The sequence below is a fragment of the Paenarthrobacter nicotinovorans genome (assembly GCF_007670255.1).
GTDB lineage: Bacteria > Actinomycetota > Actinomycetes > Actinomycetales > Micrococcaceae > Arthrobacter > Arthrobacter nicotinovorans_B.
Genome location: NZ_SZVS01000006.1, coordinates 109,237 through 129,829 on the forward strand (window position 1 = coordinate 109,237; position 20,593 = coordinate 129,829).

The following is a 20,593-nucleotide window of genomic DNA, read 5'->3' on the forward strand; positions in this document are numbered from 1 at the left end:
ACCGGGACGTGGGGAATAGCAGGCAGAGCATTACCGCTCCGCAGGCCGGAGGTGACAATCGCCGTCGTGCCTTTCGGTGAGCGAAGCGAACAGCTCACCTTGGGCGTGTTGGTTAGTGGAATTGGCCTTCTTCGGTGGATCCCACCAGGGCCAAGGTGGAGGCGTTCGGGTTGAGCGCCGTGGCGATGTCGTCGAAGTAGCCGGTGCCGACTTCGCGCTGGTGCTTGGTGGCGGTGTAGCCGCGTGCTTCGGAGGCGAATTCCTTCTCCTGGAGCTCGACGTAGGCGCTCATGCCTTCACGGGCGTAGCCGTGGGCGAGGTCGAACATCGAGTAGTTCAGGGCGTGGAAGCCGGCCAGGGTGATGAACTGGAACGTGAAGCCCATGGCACCGAGTTCGCGCTGGAACTTGGCGATGGTGACGTCGTCCAGGTGCTTGCGCCAGTTGAACGACGGGGAGCAGTTGTAGGAGAGCATCTGGTCCGGGAATTCGGCCTTGACCGATTCGGCGAACTTGCGGGCCAGCTCCAGGTCCGGGGTGCCCGTCTCCATCCAGATGAGGTCGGAGTACGGTGCGTAGGCCTTGGCGCGGGCGATGCAGGGTTCGATGCCGTTGCGGACCTTGTAGAAGCCCTCGGGGGTACGTTCACCGGTGATGAATTCCTGGTCGCGTTCGTCGACGTCGGAGGTGATCAGGGTTGCTGCCTCGGCGTCGGTGCGGGCGATGACGACGGTCGGGGTACCGGCGACGTCGGCTGCCAATCGGGCGGCGTTCAGGGTCCGGATGTGCTGCTGGGTGGGGATCAGGACCTTGCCGCCCAGGTGGCCGCACTTCTTTTCGGATGCGAGCTGGTCTTCCCAGTGAACACCCGAGGCGCCGGCGGTAATCATGGATTTCATGAGCTCGTAGGCGTTGAGCGGGCCACCAAAGCCGGCCTCGGCGTCGGCGACGATCGGCACCAGCCAGTCCTCAACGGTCTTGACGCCCTCGGCGTATTCGATCTGGTCTGCGCGGAGCAGGGCGTTGTTGATGCGGCGGACAACCTGCGGCACCGAGTTGGCCGGGTACAGGGACTGGTCCGGATAGGTGTGACCGGAGAGGTTGGCGTCGGCTGCAACCTGCCAGCCGGACAGGTAGATGGCTCGAAGGCCGGCCTTGACCTGCTGTACCGCCTGGTTGCCGGTCAGCGCACCGAGGGCGTTGGTGTACCCGCCGGTGGGGGCTTCCTCGGTGAGCTGCTTCCAGAGCTTCTCCGAACCGCGGCGGGCCAGGGTGTGCTCTTCGGAGACGCGGCCGCGGAGGCGGACGACGTCGGTAGCCGAGTAATCGCGGGTGACGCCCTCCCAGCGCGGGTTGGCGGACCATTCAAGTTCCAGCGCGGCTGCCTGCTGTTCAGCGGTCTGTTCGGCTGGTTCAAACGATGCGGTCATTGCATGTCTCCTCATATCCTGGCGGGGCTCCCCGGGGCCGGCGTCCGCTGCTTCCTTGCTGCTTCGGCCGGCTTGACCGGGGTCTGTATTTCTTTTCGTGAGAACTACTTTTCTGCACTTTCAAGAGGCTTTCTAGAGGAAAAGTATGGAAAGAAATGCACTTCTTCGCGTATTCTCAAGAAATGTCGCCTTCAAGCTGGAATCGCGACGTCGCGTCGCCGTCGTCGTCCGTCCCGTCCCCTGAACTGGATGTCATCAGCCTCGGCCGCCGCGTGCGCCATTTGCGCAAGCAGGCCGGCCTGACGCTCGATGACCTGAGTGCCGCCGTCGGGACCGCACCAAGCCAGCTGAGCCTGATCGAAAACGGCAAGCGCGAGCCCAAACTGGGGCTGCTGCAGCAGCTGGCCGCGTCCCTCAACGTGAGCATCGACCAATTGCTTGGTGCGGAACCGCCGAGCCGCCGCGCGGCCTTGGAAATCGAGCTGGAAAGGTACCAGCGCGGACCTCTGTACGAGTCGCTGAACCTGCCCAAAATCCGCATCAGCTCGCGGCTTCCGCTGGAGGTTCTGGAGTCTCAGGTGGGGCTGCTTCAGGAGCTCGAACGCAAACTTAATGAGCAAGCCGCGACGCCGGAAGAAGCCCGCCGTGCGAACGGCGAGTTGCGTGCCATGATGCGCGAGCGCGGTAACTACTTCCCCGAGTACGAGGCCGAGGCGCAGAAGGTCCTCAAGGGGGTCGGCTACACGACGGGTCCACTCAGCCAGCACGTCATTGCGGACATTGCCGAGAACCTCGGATTTTCGCTTCACCATGTGGGTGACCTGCCGCATTCCACGCGGTCCGTGACGGATTTGAAGAACCGCAGAATTTACCTGACACAGAACCAGAGGCAGGACCACGACCCCCGTTCTGTGCTGCTGCAGGCACTGGGACACTACGTCCTGGGGCACGAAACTCCGCGGAACTACGGCGACTTCCTGGCACAGCGCGTGGCAACCAACTACTTCGCGGCGGCCTTGTTGCTGCCCGAGCATGCCACAGTGGAGTTCCTGCAAAAGGCCAAAGCTGCCAAGGAAATCGCGGTGGAGGACATTCGCGATGCCTTCGCCGTGTCATACGAAACCGCCGCGCACCGCTTCACCAACCTGGCCACCAAACACCTGGGCATCACCACGCACTTCCAGAAGACCCACCAGTCCGGCATCATCTACAAGGCCTATGAGAACGACGGCGTGACCTTCCCGCAGGACCACACCGGGGCGATCGAGGGGCAGCCGTCGTGCAAGGCGTGGACCTCGCGGGCTGTATTCGATGTGCCGGACAAGTTCAGCGCCTACAGCCAATACACCGACACGCCGTCCGGAACGTACTGGTGCACCGCCCGCACCGAGCGCTCGGCTTCAGGGGAGTTTTCGTTGAGCATCGGGGTGCCGTACCAGCACGTGAAGTGGTTCCGTGGCCGTGAAACCACTGCCCGGGCAACGTCGAACTGCCCGGATCCGAATTGCTGCAAGCGCCCGCCTGCGGCGTTGGCCGATGAGTGGGCCGGAAACGCGTGGCCTTCGGCCCGGGCCCACTCACACTTGCTCGCCGCGATGCCCCCGGGGGCGTTCCCCGGTGTGGACGAGACCGAGGTTTACTCCTTCCTGGAGGCCCACTCCGGGCGCTGAGTCTTTCGGTGGCCGGCGGCTCGGGGCGCGTGGGACTGCGGCTCGAGTTCGCGGGAACCTTGCGGGATCGCTGGAAGTTTCCGGGCGATCTCGCCGCTTTCCCACGAACTCGCGGCGCGCCTGGGCGCTCCCGGCCGGGGGCTCGCCGCGGCCAGGGCTAGGGAACCAGCCGCGCCACCAGCACTGCCGCAGCGTTGACGACGTCGTCCGCCGCCTTTTTGGTGGCACTCAAGGCGACCTCGTGGCCGGCAACCGTAATGATGTCCGTGATCACCGCGACGGTGAGCCGTCCCAGGGTGTCCTCGCTGGTTCCGAGCAGCACCGAGTTTTGGCGGACCCATTCACGGCCGCGTTCACGTCGGAGGACCTCAAATCCGGGGGGAGTGTCGCCCTCGATGAAGACCCGCTCCAGGTCGCGGTGCTTCCAGGTGTACTCGAAGTAACTGCGGCTGCCGATGTTGAACAAGGCCAGGGGATCGGCCTCCCCGGCTTTGCGGGCCTTGGCCACTGCGGCAGCTACCAGGCGTTCGTGCTCGTTTTGGTAATCGTCCCAGAGGGCCAGGAAGAGCTCGGTCTTGCCGCCAAAGTGGTGGTAGAGGCTGCCGACGCTGGATCCTGCGCGGGCCACGATGTCGGAGATGCTGGCGTCCGTGAAGCCGTGTTCCACGAACACGTCGGCGGCGGCATCCAACAGGTTGCGCTGCGTTGCCGCGGTGCGTGTCCACTTCCAGGAGCCCGCGGAGGTTGCTGCTTCGGAGGTTTTGCGGACCAAACCGGAACTCCCTTCGCGGATGGGCCAGGACTCGGCGTGTTTCACCGTTACTTTCTGGAATCCTACCCTCGAAATTATCCACATAGCCAGCAGTGACCCTTGACCAGCGCAACAGGGACGGGAAATAATTTTGGAAGTCGGTTCTAGAAATACATATTGCGGCATATATCCGAATGCTGCGATTTTTGACGTGGGAGGCCCCGAAACCCGGGTGCCGTTTTCGCCGTCGGGCTGCAACTGGTTGAATCGCTATATAGCGCCAACTGGTCGCAGCCAACCAAGCCAGAGAGGAACGCGGCCTGATGTCCGTTTCAAGCAAGTCGTCCGGGATCACGTCGAACAGGTGGTTCAAACCCGTCGTCGTCACTGCGGGAGCTTTGGTGGTGGCCCTGATCGTGGTTCTGGTGGCTCAGTGGCTCCGAACCCTGCAGCCGGTGCAGCAGTTCCTGACGGACTACCCTGGCCACTCAGCGATCCCCGAGGGCACGCCCACTGGATTCCCGGCGTGGCTTGGCTGGCAGCACTTCCTGAACATGTTCTTCATTGTCCTGATCATTCGTTCGGGTTGGCAGGTGCGCACCACTACCCGCCCGCCGGCGTATTGGACCAGGAACAACAAGGGCTTCATCAAGACCAAGAACCCGCCCGGCAAAATAAGCCTGGACCTCTGGTTCCACCTGACGCTGGACGCCTTGTGGGTCCTGAACGGCATCATTTTCATCGTTCTGCTCTTCGCGACCGGCCAATGGTTGAGGATCGTTCCGACCAGTTGGGACGTCTTCCCGAACGCGGTTTCGGCCGGCCTGCAGTACGCCTCGCTGAACTGGCCCGTTGAGAACGGCTGGAACAACTACAACAGCCTCCAGCTCCTGACCTACTTCATCACCGTCTTCATCGCCGCGCCGCTGGCCATCATCACAGGTATCCGGATGTCCGGTGCGTGGCCCAAGAAGGCCGCCGTCAACAAGTTCTACCCCATCGAACTGGCCCGCAAGATCCACTTCCCCGTGATGATCTACTTCGTGGCGTTCGTGATCGTCCATGTGACCCTGGTGCTGGCCACGGGTGCGCTGAACAACCTGAACCACATGTACGCGGCCAACAACGACAACAGCTGGTGGGGCTTCGGAATCTTCGCGGCCTCGATCATCTTCACAGCTGCCGCCTGGTTCATGGCACGGCCGTTGTTCCTGCGGCCGATCGCCTCGCTGATGGGCAAGGTTTCGCGCTAGGCCCTGACAAAAACAGCCGCTCCGGAAGGGTTTCCGGAGCGGCTGTTTTTGTCTTAGGAAGAGTGGCTAGCTCAGGGCCCCGCCCTGCCACAGCGCATCGAACGGCGCGCCGGAGGACACCCGGTTCTTGATGCCCGCCGTGACGAAGGCCTTGGCGGTGCGGGCGGCTTCCAGGGGCGTCGCGCCCTTGGCCAGCTCCGCGGTTACAGCCGCAGCAAGCGAGCAGCCGGCACCGGAGACCGCAACTTCGCCAACCTTCGGCGCGCGCAGGACTTCCAGCGTTTCGCCGTCGTAGTAGACGTCGACGGCGTCGGGTCCTTCCAGCCGCACCCCGCCTTTGGCGAGGACCGCTGCGCCGCTGATCTCGTGGATCCGGATGGCTGCGGCCTTCAGGGATTCCTCGTCCGTGATCGTGAGCCCTGACAACGACTCGGCTTCAAAGTGGTTGGGCGTGACGAACGTGGCCAGTGGCAGGATCTGTGCTTTCAAGGCCTGGTCGGTGTCCAGGGCGTGGCCCGGTTCCTGGCCTTTGCAGATCAGCACGGGGTCGAGCACCACGTGCTTGAAAGTGCCGCCGGACAGTGCCTTCTCCACGGTGCCGATGGTTGCCGGGCTTCCGAGCATGCCGATTTTCACGGTGTCCAGAACCGAAGGTGCGCCTGAAGTGGCACCGTATGCCGCCGTCGTGGCTTCCAGTTGGTCCGCGATGACCTGCTGGTCCACCGGCACGAAACGGTGGTTCCAGCTGTCCTGCGGGTTGAAGGAAACGATGCAGGTGAGGTTCGCGATTCCGAACACACCGAGTTCCTGGAACGTCTTGAGGTCGGCCTGCGCGCCGGCGCCACCGGTCGCTTCGGAGCCGGCGATGGTCAGAGCAATGGCTGGGGCAACGGCTGAAGTCATGATTCCATTTTGGCAGTTGCTCCTGCGCGACTCCTAAACGGGGCTAGCCGTGCAATGCCCGGTAAGCGGCCTCGGCAGCCGGATGCAAGGGCACTCCAGCGGTGTTGATCAGCGTCTCCGGGCTGAGGAACTGAACTCCTGCGCTCGACTTCGGCACCAGGTCCTGGGCCTTTTCCACCATGAGCTCCACGGTCTGCCGAACAACGTGGTCAGCCAGGTCGCTGCGGCACAGGAGCAGGTTGGCGACGCCCACGGTCCACACCGCAGGAGCGTTGCCGTAGCTGTTGGCTGGAACGAGGACGCGGTCGTAGAAGAAACCGGACTGCGCACGCGTTGCCGGGATCAGCCCCGAAAGATCAAGCAGCCGGACGCCGATGTCCTGGGCAGCAGCGGCGATGGGCGCCGTCGGGACGCCTCCGGACTGGATCATGACGTCGATTGATCCGTCGGCAAGGGCCGCTATGGCCTGGTTCAAGCCGAGGTTGACCTGTTTCAAGGCCTTGCCCGGCGGTGCCGTCTGCGGCGCAAGACCCGCCGCGGCAATGATCCTGCCGGCCGTAAGGGTGGTTCCCGAACCAACTTCGCCCACCCCCGCGGTCTTACCGGCGAGGTCCGCGAACGTCCGGATGGCGCTGTCCTGGCGCACGATGCAGTGGACGTAGTTCTGGTACACCTTGCCGAGGGCAACCAGTCGTCCTTCGCTGTGACTGCTGGCGGCGGGTTGGGCGGCGGCGTCGGCCAGGGCGACGGCGAAGGTCGCCTCGCCGGACAACACCCGCTGGATGTTCTCGAGACTGCCGCCGGTGGTCAACGCCCGGGCCTTGTCCGCGATGCGTTCGCGTTGCAGCAAATCGGCCAAGAGCGAGGCGAATTCAAGGTAGAAGCCGCCCTGTTCGCCGCCGGCCACGGTGAGTTCTTGAGGCTTCGCCGCCGGGGAGCAGCCAACAGCCGCGGCCAGCACACCGAACGACACGGCGGCTCTCATGGCGTTCCGCCGCGAGATCGCGGGAAAGTCAGGCACCGGAACCCTCCCTTGGGCCCCCGAATTCCAAGCGAACCGTCAATCCGTGTGGCTTGCTGTCTTCCAGCACCAACCTCGCCCCGTTCGCTTCCGCCAGCCGTTCCACGATCGTCATCCCCAGGCCGTTGCCGGGGATGCTGCTGTGTTGGGGCGCCCGCCAGAACCGGTTGGTGGACGCGGCACGCTGATCGGCTGGGAGGCCGGGACCGTCGTCGGAAATCACGACGGCGGTGCCTCCTTGGGCGGGTTCGGTCGCCACTTCGATGTGGGCGGCGGGGGCGTATTTGATGGCGTTGGCCAGGAGCTCACCGACCATATGCGCGAGCTCCTCCGGGTTGCAGGCGATGGTGATTGGCCGTGGCGGCTGGCTGAGCCTGATTGTGGCGCCTGTCTGAGCGGCCGCGGGGGATGCCCGTTCCACTTCTCCTTGCAGGATGGGAAAGGGGTCGATCACCGAAAGGCGCTGGTTTTGAGACTCCTGATCGGCGTGGGCAGCCCCCGCGGAGGCGCGATGCTCCGCGGTCGCCAGCTTCAGCACGCCGTCGAGCATTCCTTCCACCCGCTCAAGCTCGGCCACGACCTCGGCAGCGGCGGCCTTCTCCGGTTCGGAACGGAGCGCCAGCTGCAGCAGATCGATCCTCAAACGCAAGGCCCCGACCGGGTTGCGGAGCTGGTGCGAGGTGTCCGCGATGAGGCGGCGCTGCGATTCCATGCTCTGGCTCACTGTGCTGGCCATGGTGGTGAAGGAGCGGCTGAGTTCGCGCAGTTCCGGTGGGCCGGCCTCGGGGAGTTGGCTGGTTGTGCCGGTGGCTTCGAGCTCGTGGACGGCTTTGCTGAGCCGTTGGACGGGGCGCAGCACCCACGCCGTGACGCGCGCGGCCGCCAGCACGAGCAGGGTGCCAAGCGCCAGGGCAGCCACCCCGACGACGAGCCACCGCTCCCGCAACTTCTGGCGGGCGACGTCGAGATCCACTTCCACCACTACCTCGCCGAGGACCTGGCTGGCCGTGCCGAAGGAACGGGAGATGGTTTGGTTGCCTGTCCCGAAGGCGCGAACGGGATCCAAGGTGGTGTCGCTGAGGTTCAGGCTTGCCCTGCCGAGCGCGTCCCGGACCTGTGGCTGGTCACCGCGAAGTTCCCCTGAATGGAGGGTTTGGCCTTGCATATGGATCAGGATTCCTTCGCCATACAGCTCGGAGTAGCGGTTCATTTCACGTTGGAGTTGGGTGGTGTCGTTGTCCTCCAGGGCGTCAGTTGCCAGCTGCGCGAAGCGGTTCAGGGCGGCGACGCGGTTGATTTGCAGCTCCTGGGTGAGCTCGCGGCTGGCCGATGTCAGGATCACGCTTGACACCGTCACCACGATGATCACCACCAACAGGCTCAGGATGCCCAGGACCCGGAGTTTCACGGCTGCTCGACGCGGTAGCCGACGCCCCGGACATTGATGATGAACCCCGGCATCTTGAGCTTGGATCTGAGGCCCGTCAGGTGCACGTCCAGTGAACGGGAATGGGCCAGGAAGGCATCGCCCCAGAGTGCGTCGAGGATCTGTTCGCGGGTCACCACGGAGCCCGCATTTTTTGCAAGCAGCGCGAGGAGGTCGAATTCCGTTGCCGTGAGGGGAAGCTCCCTGTTGCCGATCGAGGCAACGCGGCGGTCCAGGTCAACTTCAAGTTCGCCAAGGACGATCGTGTGTGGCGCTGCCTGCCCTGTGCGGTTGCTCCGGCGGGTCACGGCCTCGATGCGGGCAAGGAGTTCGACGAGTTTTACGGGTTTGACCAGGTAGTCGTCGGCGCCTGAGCGGAGGCCAAGGACCACGCTGCGTTCGTCGTCGCGGGCCGTCAGGATCAAGATGGGGATCTGGGTGACTTGGCGCAGCTTCCTGAGGACGTCCAGGCCGTCCAGATCCGGCAGGCCCAGGTCCAGCAGGATAACCTCGTGCTGCCGGTGTGCCAGGAGTGCGTCCTCGCCCCGGGAAACCCGGGTGTGCTTGTGCCCGGCGGAGGCGACGGCGGCGCTCAAGGCTGAGGCCATGGCGTCGTCATCCTCGACGATGAGCACGTGCACGGTGGTTCCTTTGGGTTTTGTGTCGGGTTGGCCCTTTGAGCTTAACCGTGTGAGGCCCGCTCTGCGTCCTTCGGGGTAGCCAAAGGGCGCAGAGCGGGCCTCGCAAGGGGGCATTTAGGCGTCGATCAGATCCTTCTTGTCGTCGCCCCGGCCCTTCCAGGCGTGGCCCTGTTCAGTATCCAGGTGCGTGGCCTTCTTGTTCTTCAGGGCGAAGACGTAGACCAACAGCGAGATGAAGATTGCTGCCGTGACGTAGGTGAAGAACAGGTCCTCCTGGCCGGCCTTCTGCAGCGCTGCACCAATGAGCGGAACCGTGCCACCAAAGAGCGAGTTGGCGATTGCGTAGCCCAGGCCCACACCGAGGGCGCGGATGGAAGCGGGGAAGAGCTCTGCCTTCACCAGGGCGTTGATGGAGGTGTAACCACCAACCATCAGCAGGCCACCCATCATGAGCAGGAAGGCAACGAAGGGATCCTTGGTGCCTGCAAGCGTGGAGAGCAGCGGCCACGTGAACAGCACGCCGGTCACACCAAACCATACGAGCAACGGCTTGCGGCCGATCTTGTCCGAGATCAAGCCGTACACCGGCTGGAGCAGCATGAAGATGAAGAGGGCCCAGAAGTTAATCACCGAAGTGTCCGTCTTGGCAATGCCGGAGGTATCGTTCATGAACTTCAGGATGAAGTTGGTGTAGGTGTAAAACGCCACCGTGCCGCCAAGGGTGATGCCGATGCAGATCAGCAACGGCTTCCAGTGCTTGGTGAACAGGAGCTTCATGGTGCCGGGCTGTGCTTCCCCTGCAACCTTGACGTGAGCCGCGCGGATCTGGTCAGCGGAGACCGTTTCCTCCATGGAACGGCGAAGCCACAGCACTACAAGCGCCGCCACGCCACCGATCGCGAACGGTATACGCCAGCCCCACTCGGTCAGGGCTTCTTTGGTCATGGTGTTCTGCAGGATCACGAGCACCAAAAGCGCCAGCATCTGACCGCCGACAAGCGTCACGTACTGGAAGCTCGAGAAGAAGCCGCGGCGCTTGGCCGTCGCCGCCTCGGACATGTACGTCGCGCTGGTTCCGTACTCGCCGCCGACCGAGAAGCCTTGGAGCACCCGGATGAAGACCAGCAGAATGAGCGCCCACAGGCCGATGACATCCTGTGTTGGGAGGATCGCGATGGCGAACGAACCAGCCGACATGAGGGTCACGCTCAAGGTCAACGCGGCCTTGCGGCCCTTCCGGTCAGCGTAACGGCCGAAGAACCAGCTGCCGATCGGACGCATGAGGAACGACGTCGAGAAGACGGCCATCGCTTCAAGGCCGGCCTGGAGATCGTCGGAGGAGTTGAAGAAGTGCGACTGGAAATACGCCGCAAACACTGTGTAGACGTAGAGGTCGAACCATTCCACGAGGTTGCCCGCGGAGCCCTTGAGGATGTTGCTCACTGCCTTGCGGGTCTGGGCGGCTTCGCTCAGAGGTGCAGCTTGTTGGGTGCTCATCAATGAACCTTCCTGGACGGCAGCAGCTGAGGCGGCCGTGTCTTGCATGTGTTCGTTCTGTCCATGAAGCGGGTGCTCATGGCTTCGTTGCGCATGGCTCTTCGTCGACTAAGAAAGGCCCTCTTGGGGGTGAAGAGGACGTATTCCAACCTATGGGTGATGCACGGCACAGCCAACGCCGTGCCGGATTTCCTAACACTTCCTTAGGTTTCCGGCGCACGCTCGCTCACGTCCCGCGCCTTTCACGCGCACGCTCGCTCACATCCCACGGGCTTGGGGTGGACGCTCGCTCACATCCCACGGGTTTGGGGTGGACGCTCGCTCACATCCCATGGCCCGGACCGGGATCGTTGACGCGAACCAACTTCCAAATTGAGAGTCGTCCAACGCCCCCAGCGACGGCGACGGATAGTGAGAGCAGAACCGAACCGGCCTGCGACAGCCCGCCCACCGGTACGCAGACAAGCAAGGGGACGGCGAAAAAGGCGGCGACGTGGACCCACTGGTTACGGACCCGCCGCAGCGCCAGCCCTAGGAGTGATCCAACGCCAGCGCCGACAGCCCACACCGGAAGCAGGCTGTAGATGAAGAAAAGAACTGCCCATCCCGGTGATTGGAGAGTCAGCAAAAACCAAAAAGTCAGGTGGGCAACAGCAATTCCGAGTGCCAACCCCTTGCCATCGATCACCACCCGGGCCTTTGATCCGTATCGCCAGCTGTGCCGCGGTCCGGCTGCGATCAACCCATATTCGGCCTCGTCAGTCCAACTGTCATCGTTCATAATCGCCTCCGGACATGTAGGTGAGTGAGGGTTGGTCGGATGGGGTGGTTACGTGAGTGAGGGTTGGTCGGATGGGGTGGTTACGTGAGTGAGGCCTTGGCGATCTCGTTGAGGGCTCCGGCCAGCGACGGATACTCAAACTTGAACCCCGCATCCACCAACCTGCGCGGCTCAACCCATCGACTCTTCAGCACCAGCTCGGTCTGAGTCCGGATGAGAACAGCGCCGGCCTCGAGCAACCACGACGGGGTCGGCATCCCGAATGGCACACCCAAGCTCTGCCGCACCAAGGCCATGAGCTCACGATTGTCCACCGGGTAGGGTGAAGCGGCGTTGACGGGACCAGTCAGCTCTGGCCGTTCGTGAATGAACAGCACTGCTCGATACAGGTCTTCCACATGGATCCAACTGAACTTCTGCGTACCTGGACCCATGTGCCCGCCCAGGCCAAGCCGGGCGAGGTTCCGGAGGGGACCCATGACGCCACCGGCGCCCAGCACGATCGCAATGCGCAGCGGCACTTTCCGCGTAGCCGGCGCGACAGCAGCTGCCAACTCGTCCTCCCAGGCCCGGGCCACATCCACGGAAAATCCCCTGCCAATCTCACCCGAGGCCTCAGATTGTGCTTGGTCTTCCGCATGCCGATAAATGGTTCCGGTGCTCGAGTTGATCCACGTCCGGGGCGGTTCGGCACACCCAGCAACCCCACGCCCCAGGGCACGCGTCGTCTGCACCCGGGACTCCAGGATCTCCCGCTTGTGGCGCTCGCTGTAACGGCAATTCACGGATCGTCCGGCGAGGTTCACCAGCAGTTCGGCGCCGTCCAGCGCTTTGGTGATGGCGGCGTCGTCGTCCCATTGCGCGTCAGCCGACGCGGCCCGCCCAACCGTCCGGACCTGCCAACCGTCTTCGAGAAACCGGCGCCGGAAGTAGCTGCCGATGAAGCCGGAAGCGCCCGCGATCACCACAGTCTTCACGAGTCTTCCTTCACGCTGCGTACGAGCCCGAGGACGTCGTCGAACACCTTGCCGACCCCCGGAATCTTGGCGAGCGACAGGCCGCGAGCCACCAGCGGCGCGGCGCCGTCGATGAGCCTGCGTGTGCGGCGTTGGCCCTCGGATCCGTCGTAGACCCAAAACAGCGCGACACCCATGTACGCCAGCCACAGCAGCTCGGGCAGGTCGCCGCGCAGCTTCTTGGCGACGGCGGGCGAGGAACCGTCGACGGCGGAGCGGAAGATCGCCAGCGACGCGTCCCGGGCGGCGGTGGACGCCTCTCCGAACGGATTGACGGGCGACGCCGGCCGGATCGCCGTTGAAATGAAGTCGGAACCGAACTGGTGGTACGGCGTCATGACGTCGATTCCGGTGTGAAGCACGGCCTTCAGGCGGCCGGCGAGATCTTGGACGTTTTCGAGGGCTTGGGCGGCGGCCGCGGCGTGCTCGTCCTGCACCTGGATGTAGAGCTCCTGGACCAGCTCGTCCTTGGACGCGAAGTAATAGTAGGCATTACCCACCGACACTCCAGCCTCCTGGGCTATGGCCCTCATGGTGGTCTTCTCGAAGCCAATCTCGCGGAACATCTTCAGCGCGACGTCTGCCACCAATTGACGGGTTTGTTCACTTTTGGCAGCCATGGGTTGCTCCTTGCGGTTTTGAACGTGTTCAGAAATCAGTATGCCACGAATTGAACGTGTTCAAAAGTAGGGGTTGTGAGTGAGGGTTTGGGGGAAGGGGTGTGGGGTGTGAGGGTTGGCGGGGGGGGGGTGGGGTGTGAGTGGGGGTTGGGGGGGAAGGGGGTGGGTTGTGAGTGGGGGTTTGGGGGAAGGGGGTGGGTTGTGAGTGGGGGTTGGCGGGGCGGGGTGGGACAATGTAACCGGTGCCGGCTGCATGCCCCACCGCCCAGTGCTAATACAGCGGGGCTGCCTCACGTCGGGGCCGCCTGCGCGAACCACTACGAAACGGATGACCCATGCCCACGCCCTCTGGCTCCAGCACGCTCAGCAAGCCCGCACCGCGCTTTGCTTCGATTGGTTCCCCCTACTTCGGCATCATGTTGGCCGTCATGGCAGTGGTGCTGATCCTCTCCAACATCGGCGCCTCCAAGGGTGTAGTGCTGGGCCCGATCATCACGGACGGGGGCTTCTTCCTCTTCCCGTTGGCCTACATCCTGGGCGACGTCATGAGCGAGGTCTACGGCTTCAAGGTGGCGCGCAAGGCAATCATCACCTCGTTCGCACTCTCCGTGTTCGCGTCCCTCTGCTACTGGGTGATCATCATCCTGCCGGGCTTCGATGACGAGTACGGAACGGCCAAGCAGGCCGCCATCGAGGGTGCGCTCGGACCTGTGCCGCAGATTGTCCTGGCCTCGCTCTTGGCCTTCCTGGCAGGCCAGACCATCAACTCCTGGATCCTGGTGAAGATGAAGGCACGCACCGGCGAAAAAAGCCTGTGGGCACGACTGATGGGTTCCTCGGTGGTGGGCGAATTCGTGGACACCCTGATCTTCTGCAGCATTGCGGCGTCCGTGATTGGCATCTCCGACGTGGGCTCGTTCGTCAACTACGTCCTCGTCGGCTTCCTCTACAAGACCGCCGTCGAGTTCATTTTCGTGCCGATCACCGTGCTGGTGGTGGGCTGGATTAAGAAGCGCGAGCCGAGCTACGGGGCAGTCGCGGCCTAACCACCGGCCGAGTTCGCCGGAAACGTGCCAATTCGCTGGAAGTTTCCCAACGCCGTCGCACGTTTCCCGCGAACTCGCCGCAACTACGAGTAGTACCGCCCCAGCGTCTCGGCCTTGAACTCGAAGAAGTCACCGGCTTCAATGGCAAGCCGGGCGTCGTCGACCATCTTCACCACGAAGCGCTCGTTGTGGATGGAGATCAGCGTCGCGGAGAGCATTTCCTTCGCCTTGAACAGATGATGGATGTAGGCGCGGGAGTAGTTGGCGCAGGCGTAGCAGTCGCAGCCTTCCTGCAAGGGGCCGAAGTCTGTCTTGTACTTCGCCCCGGACAGGTTGAAGCGCCCGAAAGGTGTGTAGAACGCGGAGTTCCGGGCCACGCGGGTGGGGGAGACGCAGTCGAAGGTGTCGGCGCCGTTCTCGATTGCCGTGAAGATGTCGTCCGGCTCGGAAATGCCCAGCAGGTGACGGGGCTTGTCCTCGGGCAGTTCCTCATTGCACCAACGCACGATTGTGCCCAGGTTTTCCTTCTCCAACGCCCCGCCGATGCCGTAGCCATCAAAAGGCATCGCCCCGAGATCACGGCAGGCTTTGCGGCGCAGGTCCTCGTACTGGGCACCCTGGATCACGCCGAACAACGCCTGGTACGGCTTGCCCACGCGGGATTCCGTCAAACGCGAGTGCTCCTCCAGGCACCGCAGCGCCCATAACCGCGTCCGTTCCAGCGACTCTTCCTGGTAGCCGCGGGAGTTCTGCAGCGTAGTCAGCTCATCAAAGGCGAACATGATGTCCGCGCCGATCTGGTGCTGGACCTGCATGGAGATCTCCGGCGAGAACCTGTGCCGGTCGCCGTTGAGGTGGGACTTGAACCAGACTCCGTCGTCGTCGATGTGCGCCAGCCGTTCCTTGCCGGGGGCAACGGCGTCGTCAGGTCCGGAAGAGTCCACGTTCTTCATGTCGATGACCTTCTTGAACCCGGAACCAAGGCTCATCACCTGGAAGCCGCCGGAGTCCGTAAACGTGGGGCCCGGCCAGTTCATGAACGCGCCCAGCCCGCCCGCGGCGTCGAGGATTTCCGGTCCGGGCTGCAGGTAAAGGTGGTAGGCATTGGCCAGCACGGCCTGCGCGCCGAGGTCCGCGATGGACTCAGGAAGCACGGCTTTCACGGTGGCTTTGGTCCCGACGGCGATGAACGCGGGCGTCCGGATGGTCCCGTGCGGTGTGGTGATGGTGCCGGTCCGCCCCAGGAACTCGCCCCCGTTCGCCTCCACAAGAGAGGACGACGGCGCACACGTTTCAGTCAGGCGCTTGCCCACCGAAAAGGAGAATTCGGATTGCCGCTCGGACAAGCCGGGCAGCGAAGGGGACGAAGCAGGAGCAGAGGAGGAAGCTGGCACGCTACCAAGTGTGCCAGCTTTACCGGGAGCAACCTGCCGGATAAGCCCTAGGAGCCGTAGTTTTCAGCCTTCCAGTTGTCCCACGATGACCGGATGTCCGCCAAAGTGTGCGCCCCCAGATCGTAAGTTGAGGCGATGACCATTGACCCGCCGTCGGGCCTTTTTTCCGGAATCGGCAGCTGCTCGGCGACGATCAACAGGCCATCCCCGTGCTCGGCATAACTGTGAACCGTGAGGCCCACCTGATGCCGGCTCTTGAACCAGACTTTGCCGGAGATCTTCTCGCCTGTAGCGAGCGTCAGCGAGTACTCCTCCCCAACCGGAGGCAGGTCCCCGAGGCCAAGCTTCTCAATCGCCGGACCGCCTTTGCCGGGCAGCGACACGAAATGCGTCCGCCGGTGCCCGTGGGGGTGCCGCTCCAACGCGAAGCGGAGCTGGTGGAGGAACGTCAGCCAGCCCTGCGTGATGTCCTCGTCCCAGTCGGCCCACTCGGAATCGTGGTCCAAGGCAACCCTTGTGACGCGGACTTCCGTGCCGCCGGAGACGGGGTGGAGCTCAAAAACGTCCCCGCCATTGACGGTCAGGCTCGTGTGGTCGGGTCCTTCCACGACATCCGTGTTGAAGTAGATCTGTTTGATTTCATCGGCGAGATCATCGGCTTCCCAACCGTGCCATTGGGCCACCAACGACGGTTCACGCAGCATGGTCCACACCTGCTGCGCATCGGCATTAACCACAACGCTCAGATTGTTCGTCATGGCCCCGAATCTACCGCCGTTCGAGCCTACATAACAGGCCTTGAAATTCCCCGGCGCAAGGCGCAGGAAAACTAGGCGCGCACGGATTCCAATTCGCTGTCGATCCGTCTGGCGAGCTCTTCTTCGCTGATGGTTTTCGAGCCGCCGTGGGCCCGCAGGAACAGCAGCGCTTCCAGGCGCAGGAAGCGCCAGTCGCGCTCCGCCTCGTGGTTGCCGTTGTCGATCGCGCGGAAGATTTCCTTGTCGTACAGGTTGGGCTCGTTCAGCGAGCGCTGCCTGACCCGGGCGTTGATCCGGGCCTTGAAGGGGTCTTCCTCCTGGGATTCAGGGGCGCGAAGCAGTTTCTCGTACACGGCTGCGCGTTCGCTTTGTCCGGCCTCCCGGCAAATGAAGCTGGAAAGAGCCAGGGCCCGTTCGATGGAGGCCCACCTGTCGAGGTTCCCGTCAAAGGGCAGCACGTTCAGCAGGTCCGCCACAGCCAGGGCGTTGTCCGGGTCCCGCAGCACGATGCAAAGATCGAACGCCAGGTTGCTGAGGTCCCGGAGGCAGCTTCCTGACTTGGTGTTGATGCCCTTCGCGAGCCTCTCGGCGAGCACTTGGACGCTGTTCTTGCCCTTGTGGTTCGCAGCGGCGGCCCGCACCACGGCTTCGGGTGTTCCGTCCGGCTCGGGGATGAGGGCGAGTTCCTCGGCGCTGGGGCCAGTGTACGTGGGTGGGGTTTCGGGCCGCGGGGGCACGACGACGGCGGGCCCGGCGGCCGCGTCGGCGTCGACTTCCGCGGGGGTACTGGAGTCCGGGTCGGCACCCACGCCCGCGGGAACACCGTCCCCTACCGGAACGCTGGACCCGACAGAGATCCGCACCGTGGCGCCGTCGTCCATCGTCACGAGCAACAAAGCGGCGACGCCGTAGTCATCATTTTCAACGTCGATACTGACGATTTCCTGGGCCGGCCCGTCGCCGGGTGGGAACACGAAATCCCCGGGCCGCAGGTCCCCAGCCTGCTTTTCCCTGTACTGCTGTGTGGCTGGGCTGTGAGTCATCGGAAATCCTTTGGTTCTCTTGGGGTCCGCCGTCCAGTCTACAAAGACGGGCTGTCAGAGGGGCCGTGACCCGCTAGAGAACGACGCCCGAGAAAGCCAGCGCCTGCCGTACGAGGTTCCCGCGTCCGCCGTCGAATTCCTGCTGGACGTTGTCGCTGAGCACTTCCTGCGGCGTCATCCACGTCAGTTCCAAGGCGTCCTGCCGGGGTTCGCATTCGCCGGTGACCGGGATGACGTAGGCAAGCGACACGGCGTGTTGGCGCTCGTCGGTGAAGCCCGTTTGTGAGGGAGCCGGGAAGTATTCGGCCACCGTGAAGGGAACCGGGCTGATGGGCAGCTGAGGGAACGCCAGGGGGCCGAGGTCCTTTTCCATGTGCCGCAGGAGCGCCGCGCGGATGGTCTCGCGGTACAGGACACGGCCTGAGACGAGGTAGCGGACCATGTTGCCGTCGGCGTCGCCCTGGAGCAAGGTACCAACTTCGTTGACGTACCCGAGCGGATCCAGCCTGACAGGAACAGCCTCCACGTAAACCATGGGCAGACGGCCGCGGGCTTCGAAGAGGTCTTCATCGGAAAGCCAGCCTGGATACGGGTCAGGTGTACGTACGCTCATGGTTAAGTTCTACCGCATCCCCGGTGGAAGTTCCGTGGAGGCATCCCGGTTGAAGGGGCCGTTACGCTCTCGGCGGTATCAGGGGGCCGGTGTTCTGGCTGCGCGGGACTTTTCCACTACTATCGACGCCGGCGCGGAGCCACCGGCCGCATCGGGGTTGGCCACGTAGAGGACCTCGTCTTCGATCCTCGCATCCACGCCCGCGGAGTGGAGCCGGCCCAGCAGAGGCTCCAGCCCGCCGTCGTACTCGAACGCGAGGTCGCCGTTGCCGCTGTCCGCGCCGTGGATGACGCGCAGGATTCCGCCGTTCTTGGTGGTGAACGTGGCCGATTCGTCGTCCTGGGTCCGGGGCCGGGCGCCAATATTCCGGAGATCGTTGGCTGCGACTCCCACCAGCGGGCTGATCCACGTTGCCACCAGCGTCAGGGCGGGATCGGCCTCCGGGGACGTGGCCCACGATCCGTCAGCGGCCCGCTGCGCCGGGAAGGCGAAGAATTCGAACCCGTCATCGGCCGAGATCTGCACCGTGGTGCCGTCCGGCGTTTGGTGGACTTCGGCCTGGGTGCCGTCGTCCTCGGTGCGCCGTGCGAATTCCTCGAGGTCGCCGACTTCAACGCTGAAGACAGTGATGGCGTCCAGGGGGTGGCCGTGCTCCACCCGGGCCACGGCAAGGCGACCCGATCCGGCGTTGAACTCCAGCCAGTCGCCGTCGTCAACGGTCGCTGCCAAACCCAAGGCGTGCAGCAGTGCGGTCCACTGCTCCGGTCGTGAGGTGTAGTGGATGGGGCGGGCTCGCAGCATTGGTCCTCCGTTTCTGGTGGTCGGTTCCCAGCCTATTCCGCGTGGCCGTATCCGTGCCCGCCCCTTCCACCGCAGAATGGGACCATGCCCATCGAGCTTGAGGAATTGATCGTCAGAGACGGTGCCCAGTGGCGCGCATGGCTGGCCGACCACGCTGCGGACAGTCCTGGCGTGTGGCTGGTCCTGCACAAGAAGGGCGGCAACGTCACGGAACTGGACTACGACGCCGCCCTGGACGAAGCCCTCTGCTTTGGCTGGATCGACGGCCAGACCCGCAGGCGCGACGCCGAGAGCTACTTCCAGCGCATGACCCCGCGGGGCCGGCGCAGCATCTGGTCCGCCCGGAACGTGGGCCTCATTGCCCGGCTTGAAGCCGAGGGCAGGATGACCGACGCCGGCCGTGCCGCCGTCGAGGCCGCACAAGCCGATGGACGCTGGGAGGCTGCCTACGCCGGACCGGCCGATTCGGTGGTGCCGGAAGACCTCGCGGCAGCGATCGCCGCGGTTCCCGAGGCGCAGGCCATGTTCGACGTCCTCACGTCCCAGAACCGCTTCGCCTTGATCCACCGGACCAATCTGGTCAAGCGCGCCGATACCCGGGCCCGCAAGATCGCCGGTTTCGTGGAGATGCTGGCCCGCCACGAGAGCCCTTATCCGCAAAAGAAGCAGCCGAAGCAAGCCGATCCCGGCTAGAGCGTGGCGGCGGCTTCGAGGGTCATCCAGGCCTGCAGCTGGGTGGAAAGTTCGACGCCGGTTCCCGCCGGATAGGTTTCGGCCGCCGGTCGCAGCGGGTCGGGGGAGAAGAGCAGGGGTGGGTTGCCGTGTGCAGTGCCTTGGGCAAGTTCGGGAGCTTCACGGCGGCTTGACCAGAAGGCCTCCGCCGTGGCGAGGACCATGCTCCGCGCCGTTTCCCGTGTTGGCTCGGGCAGCCGGTTGTCCCGTCCTGCCAGGGCCAGGTAGCGGACCAGGATGCCGGTAAAGAGGCCGCCATCGCCGGTCCCATCGCCACGGATCACGCGCGTGCCCGGTACCGTCAGCTCGCGGGCGACGGCATCAACCAAGCGTGCGGCCCGCTCAAGGTTGTCCTGCCCGCCCAGTTCCAGCAAGGCCCCGAGGACGGGCCCCTGGTTGTACGTGTACACGGCGTCCTCCAGGACTGTTGCCCCGTTCCTGATCCGGATTCCGTCCTGGTAAACGCCGCGCTCGGCATGAAGGAGCCTGGTGTTGAGCCACTGCACCAGTGCCTGCGCCCGTTCGCGGTGGCCGGTCCGGGCATAGAAAAGCGCTACAGGGGCGGTGGCCGGGGTGTTCTTGAAGTCCCTCTTGGTGCTCCAGAACGTGCCGCCGCCGAGGTCGTCGGTGGAAGCTGAGTCGAACTGCAGGGTCAACCGCTTCCGGATATAGGCATTGCGACGTCGGCCCGGCTTCCTGGTTGCCTCCGCCAGCTTTTCGAGCCTGAGCGTTGAGAGAGCCAACCATGCCATGTCGTCGTAGAAATGGTTCTCGAACCTCAGCAGATTCCGTAGCCGGATGGTGGTGACCAGCCGGGAGGCGAGCCGTCCCGCGCTCGGGCGGGAGTCGCCGTCGAACCTTGTGCCTGTGGCGAGTTCCCGGCGCCCGGCGTCCACCAGGCAGTCGACGTAGTGCGCCTGCCACCAGTAATGCCACGGACCCATCAGGCTCCGGATGCTGTTGCCGGGAATTTTGATGGCGCCAATATGGGTGCCGGGCAGGAACAAAAGCCGCCTGCCAAAGCTGCGGGTCACGGATCGGGCTGCCTGATTGGCGCGGGCGGCCCACTCGCTGGGGTTCGTTGATGGATCGGCATGGCTGGACATGAACCCAGCCTAGTGGTGGAGCCGGGGTGCGCTGGCTCACAATTCCAGTTAACATGCATTAACGGATTTTGGTTCTGCATCAAGGAGGATGG

The 20,593-nt window shown here is 64.0% G+C and carries 20 protein-coding genes; 4 read left to right on the plus strand and 16 right to left on the minus strand.

Annotated elements, in window-relative coordinates; translation table 11 throughout:
- Positions 1-112: 112 nt before the first annotated feature.
- Positions 113-1,429, minus strand: coding sequence for an isocitrate lyase (gene aceA / locus FDP28_RS11075; protein WP_144661491.1), 1,317 nt, complete (start codon positions 1,427-1,429; stop codon positions 113-115).
- A 155-nt stretch (positions 1,430-1,584) separates the two neighbouring features.
- Here aceA and FDP28_RS11080 point away from each other — a divergent pair, with 155 nt between their 5' ends.
- Positions 1,585-3,099 (plus strand): XRE family transcriptional regulator, encoded by a 1,515-nt coding sequence (locus FDP28_RS11080; protein WP_144661492.1) that lies wholly within the window; start codon positions 1,585-1,587, stop codon positions 3,097-3,099.
- Between the two features lie 157 nt (positions 3,100-3,256).
- On the opposite strand, the gene FDP28_RS11085 is transcribed toward FDP28_RS11080, so the two are convergent.
- Positions 3,257-3,916, minus strand: coding sequence for a TetR/AcrR family transcriptional regulator (locus FDP28_RS11085; RefSeq protein ID WP_260842429.1), 660 nt, complete (start codon positions 3,914-3,916; stop codon positions 3,257-3,259).
- A gap of 257 nt (positions 3,917-4,173) precedes the next feature.
- On the opposite strand from FDP28_RS11085, the gene FDP28_RS11090 reads away from it, so the two are divergent.
- Positions 4,174-5,103: a cytochrome b/b6 domain-containing protein gene (locus FDP28_RS11090; RefSeq protein ID WP_144661493.1), complete on the plus strand. Its 930-nt coding sequence runs from the start codon at positions 4,174-4,176 to the stop codon at positions 5,101-5,103.
- A 66-nt stretch (positions 5,104-5,169) separates the two neighbouring features.
- Here FDP28_RS11090 and FDP28_RS11095 read toward each other — a convergent pair whose 3' ends face one another.
- The 8 genes from FDP28_RS11095 to FDP28_RS11130 form a co-directional block, all read right to left on the minus strand.
- Positions 5,170-6,006 carry a hydroxymethylpyrimidine/phosphomethylpyrimidine kinase gene (locus FDP28_RS11095; protein ID WP_144661494.1) on the minus strand — a complete coding sequence of 279 codons (837 nt, stop codon included), beginning with the start codon at positions 6,004-6,006 and terminating at the stop codon, positions 5,170-5,172.
- Positions 6,007-6,049: 43 nt separating this feature from the next.
- On the minus strand, positions 6,050-6,991 hold the full coding sequence (locus FDP28_RS11100) for a TAXI family TRAP transporter solute-binding subunit (protein ID WP_144661648.1): 942 nt from the start codon (positions 6,989-6,991) through the stop codon (positions 6,050-6,052).
- Positions 6,992-7,019: 28 nt separating this feature from the next.
- Positions 7,020-8,435: a sensor histidine kinase gene (locus FDP28_RS11105; protein WP_144661495.1), complete on the minus strand. Its 1,416-nt coding sequence runs from the start codon at positions 8,433-8,435 to the stop codon at positions 7,020-7,022.
- Positions 8,432-9,094, minus strand: coding sequence for a response regulator transcription factor (locus tag FDP28_RS11110; RefSeq protein ID WP_144661496.1), 663 nt, complete (start codon positions 9,092-9,094; stop codon positions 8,432-8,434). Before FDP28_RS11110 ends, FDP28_RS11105 begins: the two co-directional genes overlap by 4 nt.
- 114 nt (positions 9,095-9,208) lie before the next feature.
- On the minus strand, positions 9,209-10,591 hold the full coding sequence (locus FDP28_RS11115; protein ID WP_144661497.1) for an MFS transporter: 1,383 nt from the start codon (positions 10,589-10,591) through the stop codon (positions 9,209-9,211).
- A 322-nt stretch (positions 10,592-10,913) separates the two neighbouring features.
- Positions 10,914-11,372 (minus strand): hypothetical protein, encoded by a 459-nt coding sequence (locus FDP28_RS11120; protein WP_144661498.1) that lies wholly within the window; start codon positions 11,370-11,372, stop codon positions 10,914-10,916.
- 80 nt (positions 11,373-11,452) lie between these two features.
- The gene (locus FDP28_RS11125) at positions 11,453-12,349 is read right to left on the minus strand and encodes a TIGR01777 family oxidoreductase (RefSeq protein WP_144661499.1); all 897 of its coding nucleotides are present in this window, start codon (positions 12,347-12,349) and stop codon (positions 11,453-11,455) included.
- Positions 12,346-13,008: a TetR/AcrR family transcriptional regulator gene (locus FDP28_RS11130; protein ID WP_144661500.1), complete on the minus strand. Its 663-nt coding sequence runs from the start codon at positions 13,006-13,008 to the stop codon at positions 12,346-12,348. The genes FDP28_RS11125 and FDP28_RS11130 overlap by 4 nt, the downstream gene beginning before the upstream one ends.
- Before the next feature lie 335 nt (positions 13,009-13,343).
- Between FDP28_RS11130 and FDP28_RS11135 the strand changes: the two genes are divergently transcribed.
- Positions 13,344-14,054 carry a queuosine precursor transporter gene (locus FDP28_RS11135; protein WP_144661501.1) on the plus strand — a complete coding sequence of 237 codons (711 nt, stop codon included), beginning with the start codon at positions 13,344-13,346 and terminating at the stop codon, positions 14,052-14,054.
- Between the two features lie 83 nt (positions 14,055-14,137).
- Here FDP28_RS11135 and tgt read toward each other — a convergent pair whose 3' ends face one another.
- The 5 genes from tgt to FDP28_RS11160 form a co-directional block, all read right to left on the minus strand.
- Positions 14,138-15,448: a tRNA guanosine(34) transglycosylase Tgt gene (gene tgt / locus FDP28_RS11140; protein ID WP_144661502.1), complete on the minus strand. Its 1,311-nt coding sequence runs from the start codon at positions 15,446-15,448 to the stop codon at positions 14,138-14,140.
- Positions 15,449-15,495: 47 nt separating this feature from the next.
- A complete protein-coding gene (locus FDP28_RS11145; protein ID WP_144661503.1) occupies positions 15,496-16,206 on the minus strand; it encodes an SRPBCC family protein in 711 nt (236 codons plus the stop codon).
- Positions 16,207-16,277: 71 nt separating this feature from the next.
- Positions 16,278-17,249, minus strand: a complete 972-nt coding sequence (locus FDP28_RS11150) for a DUF6707 family protein (protein ID WP_144661504.1) — start codon at positions 17,247-17,249, stop codon at positions 16,278-16,280.
- A 73-nt stretch (positions 17,250-17,322) separates the two neighbouring features.
- Complete coding sequence (locus FDP28_RS11155) at positions 17,323-17,862, minus strand: NUDIX hydrolase family protein (protein ID WP_144661505.1); 540 nt, start codon at positions 17,860-17,862, stop codon at positions 17,323-17,325.
- Positions 17,863-17,940: 78 nt separating this feature from the next.
- Positions 17,941-18,663 carry a hypothetical protein gene (locus FDP28_RS11160; protein WP_144661506.1) on the minus strand — a complete coding sequence of 241 codons (723 nt, stop codon included), beginning with the start codon at positions 18,661-18,663 and terminating at the stop codon, positions 17,941-17,943.
- An 84-nt stretch (positions 18,664-18,747) separates the two neighbouring features.
- On the opposite strand from FDP28_RS11160, the gene FDP28_RS11165 reads away from it, so the two are divergent.
- Positions 18,748-19,356: a YdeI/OmpD-associated family protein gene (locus tag FDP28_RS11165; protein WP_144661507.1), complete on the plus strand. Its 609-nt coding sequence runs from the start codon at positions 18,748-18,750 to the stop codon at positions 19,354-19,356.
- Here the strand turns inward: FDP28_RS11165 and FDP28_RS11170 are convergent.
- Entirely contained in the window at positions 19,353-20,501 is a 1,149-nt protein-coding gene (locus tag FDP28_RS11170; RefSeq protein WP_144661508.1) for a glycoside hydrolase family 76 protein, read from the minus strand. The two genes, FDP28_RS11165 and FDP28_RS11170, sit on opposite strands and share 4 nt — an antisense overlap.
- Between the last annotated feature and the right edge of the window lie 92 nt (positions 20,502-20,593).